Origin of the sequence: Alteromonas lipotrueae (assembly GCF_019249215.1) — a bacterium.
In the GTDB taxonomy this organism is placed as follows: Bacteria; Pseudomonadota; Gammaproteobacteria; order Enterobacterales; family Alteromonadaceae; genus Alteromonas; species Alteromonas lipotrueae.
Genome location: NZ_JAESDI010000019.1, coordinates 65,930 through 72,101, shown reverse-complemented (window position 1 = coordinate 72,101; position 6,172 = coordinate 65,930). Strand labels below are relative to the sequence as shown.

Here is a 6,172-nt window from a genome sequence, read left to right as displayed (position 1 = left end):
ACACCCCTTACTATCACTGCGTATCACGGTGTGTGAGGCGAGCATTCTTGTGTGGAGCAGACCGTTACACGGGAAAGAGTTACGAGCATCGGCGTCAATGGGTTGAAGACAGGCTCATAGCATTAGCGGACGTATTTTCAATTGATGTATGTGCCTATGCGGTAATGAGTAACCATACCCACTTGGTATTACATGTGGATAGAAACGAAGCGTTGTCGTGGACTACCGAGGAGGTATTGAGACGTTGGCACTCCCTGCATAAAGGCACTGTGTTGACCCAGCAATTTATGCAACCCGCACAGCGAGCCTCACTGACAGAAGTTCAGATAACAACTATCATCTCGACAGCAAATATATATCGACAAAGATTGTATGACATTAGTTGGTTTATGAGGTTGCTTAATGAATTTATTGCCCGTGAAGCTAACAAGGAAGATGAATGCACGGGACGTTTTTGGGAAGGAAGATTTAAATCTCAAGCTCTACTTGATGAAGCCGCATTGGCAGCGTGCATGGCTTATGTAGATTTGAATCCGCTACGCGTGGGTATTTCAAAGACGCCAGAAACATCTGAATTCACCAGCATTAAACATCGAATAGAGGCAGCACAGCGTGGGGTTCAACCAGAGTTCCTCAAGCCCTTTGTGGGAAACTCTCCACACGGTTTGAAAGGGTTGCCGTTTACTTTAGCGGATTACTTAACCTTGGTCGATCAAACTGCTAGGCAAATTAGTGCAGGTAAATCCGCCTACGTACTCCACAATGTCTCCCCAATTTTACAACGTACCGGCTTGTCGCAAATAAATTGGAATAGTATGGTCGTTGGGATTGAAGATATCTTTTCAAACTCTATTGGTCTTTCAATTGCCCAACGTAAGCTTGTTCTCTCTAAAACCGGGTGATATCCCACAGTTAAATCAAATTCGCTAAAGCAGTATGCATTCCGGTGCAGCAAACTCAAATCGGCAGTCAACTCCCCAACTCAATATATGCCCTTGCTAAAACATTAAGTTTTAGATGAATACTCACTACCAGAGGCTTGTCTTACGAACATTTCTATACAAATACTCCAAACCTTACTTTATCTCTATCCTAACACCGTAAAATACGCTTAAAACTGTGGGTGTCTTAACATTATCTTCGATTTTTTATATCTCAATCCTTTACCCCCAAAGCATACTGGTAAATAATCTTAAGATACTGGTTGGGCTAGTTTATGGCTGTCCGAATAAAAATTATAACGAGAATAACCATGACCAACGCATACCCTCACTTACTTGAGCCCCTAGATCTCGGCTTCACCACGTTAAAAAACCGTACTTTAATGGGCTCTATGCACTTAGGCCTTGAAGAAGAAAAAGGCGGATTCGATAAGCTTGCAGCCTTTTACGCAGAACGCGCAAAAGGCGGTGTGGCACTTATCGTAACAGGGGGAATTAGCCCCAACATTTCGGGCTGGGTAGCCCCTTTCGCTGGTAGAATGACAGCCAAACGCCATGCAAAGAAGCACAAAGTAATTACTGAGGCCGTACATGCTGAAGGTGGCAAAATTTGTATGCAAATTTTGCACTCTGGTCGTTACGGATATCATCCACTTGCCGTATCGGCTTCCCCTATGAAGTCTCCAATTACTCCGTTTAAACCTCGCGCCTTATCTTCAAAAGCTGTGACATCCACAATCAAAGACTACGTAAGTTGCGCAAGTCTTGCGAAAGAAACCGGGTACGATGGCGTAGAAGTAATGGGCTCTGAAGGTTATTTAATTAACCAATTCTTGGTAAAGCGTACTAATCATCGAGATGACGAATGGGGTGGGTGTCTAGAAAACAGGGTGAAAATAGCGGTCGATATCGTAAAAGGTATTCGTGAAAAGATAGGGGCTGACTTTATCATCATTTATCGCCTATCGATGCTGGATTTGGTTGAAGGTGGCGCAAAATGGGATGATGTTGTTTACCTTGCCAAAGCGATAGAAAAAGCCGGTGCTACGCTTATTAATACCGGCATCGGTTGGCATGAAGCTCGAGTGCCAACCATATCGACTTCGGTGCCACGCGCAGCCTTCACGTGGATAACACAGCGGATGAAAAAGGAAGTATCACTGCCGCTTGTTACAACAAACAGAATTAATACGCCTGAAGTGGCGGAAGGCGTTTTAGCCGATGGGCATGCAGACATGGTATCAATGGCAAGACCATTTTTAGCCGATTCACAGTTTGTAGCCAAAGCGATGCGCAATGAATCCCAACTAATTAACACCTGTATTGCGTGTAACCAAGCGTGCTTAGACCATGCATTTGAACAAAAACGTGCTAGCTGTTTAGTTAATCCGCAAGCCTGCTACGAAACAGAACTGACCTTTACTCCGGTAAGACATAGTAAACATATTGCAGTGGTAGGTGCTGGCCCTGCGGGGCTTGCATTTGCTATGTATGCTGCAGATAGAGGCCATCAAGTCACTATATTCGACAAAGCGAGTGAACTTGGTGGGCAATTCAACTACGCAAAACAAGTACCAGGAAAAGAAGAGTTTTATGAAACTATTCGCTACTTCAGCAATCAACTTGAACGCACTGGGGTTACCGTAACCCTTAATACCGATGTTACCTGTGAATTTCTCACTGAAAACGGTTTTGATGAGGTGGTATTGGCTACTGGTATCAACCCTCGAAACCTAAGTATCGAAGGTGCTGACCACTCTAAAGTAATGAGCTATATTGATGTGCTGCGCGACCACAAACCTGTGGGGCAAAAAGTCGCTATTATTGGAGCGGGCGGCATTGGTTTCGATGTGGCCGAGTATTTAGTTGAAGACAAAGACCTATCGCTCAACACTGATAAATGGCTGTCTCATTGGGGTATTGATAAAAACTATACCAACGAGGGCGCGCTCATCGAGAAAGACTATACCCCATCGAGCCGAGAAGTATTCTTACTGCAACGCAAGACCTCTAAAGTTGGCAAGGGCTTAGGAAAAACCACAGGCTGGATCCACCGACAATCCTTGAAGCTGCATAACGTGCAAATGGTGAACGGTGTAAGTTACGAAAAAATTGATGATGAAGGTTTGCATGTTCTAATAAATGATAAACCGAAATGCTTAGCCGTAGACAACGTTATCGTGTGTGCGGGACAAGAACCGTTCAAGCCTTTGCAGGCTCCGCTGGAGGCTGCCGGTGTGAGTGTCCACATTATTGGTGGTGCAGATGTAGCCGCTGAACTTGATGCGAAGCGAGCTATTCGCCAAGGTGCAGAGTTAGCCGCTAAAATTTAAAGTTAGTTATACTTAAAGGTGGGTGTCTCAGTTTAGTTTTATAAAAAGAAGGGAAGCTAATTAGCTTCCCTTCTTTTTATACTAGAACTGATCGAACATAATCGTATTACCGTCCGGATCTTTTACTACGCAATGCCCTGGCCCTTCATCGCCTTTGACTGGCACATCTATTTCAATGCCTTTATCCTTCAAGCGCTGCTCAAGTTCACGCACGTCAGTGGGATTGAAGGTTAAAATATTGCCTTCAAACATGCCCTCGAACAAACCAATCATGGTTTGCCCACTTTTCATGATAACCCATTTCTCTTCTACCGAACCGCACGACGGCATGGCCTCAAAGCCAAGCGTTTCATAAAATGCTTTCGAGATGGCAATATCACTGACCGCTAAACTTAACGAAAAAAGCCCAGGTTGCACTGTGTTCTCCTAAGAACCTAACAGAATGAATTACATACTGTAGATAAGTGCACAAGCAAGATCACTGTATTTGGTCGCAAAACGTTCAATTATTCCGCTAAGTTAGTGTTGCCACTCTTTCGCTAGCACAACCGCTTCGCCGCCCTCTACTTTCACTTCTTTACGCGACTCTTTGCCTTGGCTGTCCACCGCATAAAACTCATAAACGGTTATTCCAGTGCCATGCTGAACACTTTCAATAATGCGTTTTGCTTCGAAATCCGGTGAAGATTGTTTTAATGCCCCACTAACATTTTCAGGCAGCTGAGACCATACTAAGTCTCTTTGTATCTCTACTACTTTCCATTTGTCAGCCACTTGTAGCATATCGAACTCAATTTCTCTGCCATCGGCCAATACGCCTTCAACATCAAGATAAGTCTTGCCATGTTTCAGTTCTTTTTCCACTTCATTTACTGTGAAAGATGGCTCAATGGCTTTGATAGCGGTAAACGCATTGTCTGGAATGTCACTAACACTCATACCAACTTTTTCATTTAACGTGGCACCAATTTTAGCGTGTTCGCCGTGAATAGCTTTTGGCGCAACGCTCTCCCCTACTTCTAAACGCGTGAACGTCACACTGGCATAATCACCATTTACCTTATCTTCTTCCCAGTTGCCTGTACCTAAGCACGCCGGATACCAAAAACCTGGGTCATCTTTAGTGCTACATTGGTTATAAGCACCAGCTTTAAAGTAATTCCAATCTAGCGTGTAGCCGTATGGATGGTCGTGCTCATCAAGCTTACCGTAAGCGTCTACCGCATTGGCGAGGTTGATTTTATATTCTACGGTTTCATGCCCTTCAGCTTCGAAAGTTAAATACATCACATCACCGTGCACATTCACTACGTAACTCAGCGCTTCACCTAAGGCTAATCCTGCTTCACCAGGATCTTCAGGATTTGTCCATAAATTCCCCCAGACTGGATAAGCTATATCTCTTCGATTAGCATCATCTTTTGGAAGGTTTCTTTCATAAGTCCAAAATACCGAGCCTTTTTCATGGTTAGGCCATTTCTTATAATAAATCTTAAGCGGTTCGTTACCCCACCCAAAGCCTTTTACCTTCTTCTCCCATTTACTTGCATGTATTTGACCGACAACCACTGAATAGGCTGGTGCTTTTTCAGGGTATTTCGCGCGCAGAGCGACATGGTTTACTTTTAAGGTAGCTTCCATCTTGCCACCTACTCGCCCGAAGCGTTTCGCTAAAGGATTACTAGCTACAGTAAAATTATTCTTGGGAGATTTGGTTTTAATTCGTGTACTTTTTCCACGTAACATATGACGCAGTTCACTTCGCGTGTTACTGGAGTTTGCGGTTGTCAGCGCTTTGTTTGGAGACGTAAATACCATACCGCCGTTTTCGTCTAGGTAAAAAAAGTCAGGATGGGAAAAATCTTGGATGTCTTTTACTGACACACTATCTGGCTTCCCATCATTATTTTCATCAGTTGGCAGCGTAATATTCCACTCAGTTAAATCGAATTTATCAGCGGGGACGACATCCGCAATAGCACCAACATTAAATATTGAAAGTATGAGCAACATAGCCGCATTACTGCACTTTCCTCGTTGAGGGATAACTTTCATAAAAAAACCTCTTAAATTATATGTTAAGCGTACTTCTTGTGCGGTACTTGCTTGATACGAACCTCTTTCATAAAAACAACAAAATGGCTTTACCAATACACCATCAAGGATGCATCTAAAAGCAGAGATAAAACACCAAAAAACATTACCAACGAAGAATTAATGTAATACCAATTTAACATTCAAACAATTTAATTACAAAATACTTTCATTTCAATCATTAGGCTGCACAGAACAATTGCCTAATATGGGCTAGTGAAACGTAAAGGAAGGTTTAATAGCTAAAAAGTGTGGGTGTCCATTAGTGAGACTATTGATGAGACTCATGAGTGATACTCTTTTTGAGCCTTGCATTTGTGGCTGTCTGCTAGATAGACGCTTGTTCACATTTAATAGGCTAACGAAGTAGGTTCGTCTAGCCTTCAAATACGTGGGTGTCTATAAATTGAATTCTGCATTTGTGGCTGTCTGCTAGATAGACGCTTGTTCAAAACTATGGGTGTCCAAATTCAAAGAACAGGCACAATTATTGAAGAATTATTGAAGTCAGTGACTTTCCTGAGGCTCGCAAGCCATTCTACAAACTACTTATTGATTTTGGTGAGAATATTGGAACGCGTAAATCCAGTACCCAAATAACCGAACACTATTTCCCTGAGGATTTGTTGGGAAAGCAAATTGTGGCCGTAGTTAAATTTCCGCCCAAACAAATAAACCCCTTCCTGTCAGAATACTTGGTGACCGGTTTCTATCGTGACGATGGTGTGGTGTTAGTCAGCCCTGACAAACCTGTGCCTAATGGCGCAAAATTGGGCTAACTATCTAACCAGAGGCTAAACCGCT

The 6,172-nt window shown here is 43.1% G+C and carries 4 protein-coding genes and 1 pseudogene; 3 read left to right on the top strand and 2 right to left on the bottom strand.

Annotation, left to right across the window (positions count from 1 at the left end; genetic code table 11):
- Both JKP82_RS18735 and JKP82_RS18730 read left to right on the top strand, forming a co-directional pair.
- On the top strand, window positions 1-902 hold a 902-nt coding region (locus JKP82_RS18735), incomplete at its 5' end, for a transposase (RefSeq protein ID WP_258544439.1).
- A 350-nt stretch (window positions 903-1,252) separates the two neighbouring features.
- On the top strand, window positions 1,253-3,274 hold the full coding sequence (locus tag JKP82_RS18730) for an NADPH-dependent 2,4-dienoyl-CoA reductase (protein WP_218398231.1): 2,022 nt from the start codon (window positions 1,253-1,255) through the stop codon (window positions 3,272-3,274).
- 81 nt (window positions 3,275-3,355) lie between these two features.
- On the opposite strand, the gene JKP82_RS18725 is transcribed toward JKP82_RS18730, so the two are convergent.
- Complete coding sequence (locus JKP82_RS18725; protein WP_013782897.1) at window positions 3,356-3,691, bottom strand: VOC family protein; 336 nt, start codon at window positions 3,689-3,691, stop codon at window positions 3,356-3,358.
- 579 nt (window positions 3,692-4,270) lie between these two features.
- A pseudogene (locus JKP82_RS18720) lies at window positions 4,271-5,287 on the bottom strand (polysaccharide lyase family 7 protein); the annotation flags it as partial.
- A gap of 578 nt (window positions 5,288-5,865) precedes the next feature.
- On the opposite strand from JKP82_RS18720, the gene JKP82_RS18715 reads away from it, so the two are divergent.
- The gene (locus JKP82_RS18715; protein WP_159534667.1) at window positions 5,866-6,147 is read left to right on the top strand and encodes a tRNA-binding protein; all 282 of its coding nucleotides are present in this window, start codon (window positions 5,866-5,868) and stop codon (window positions 6,145-6,147) included.
- Window positions 6,148-6,172 lie beyond the last annotated feature (25 nt).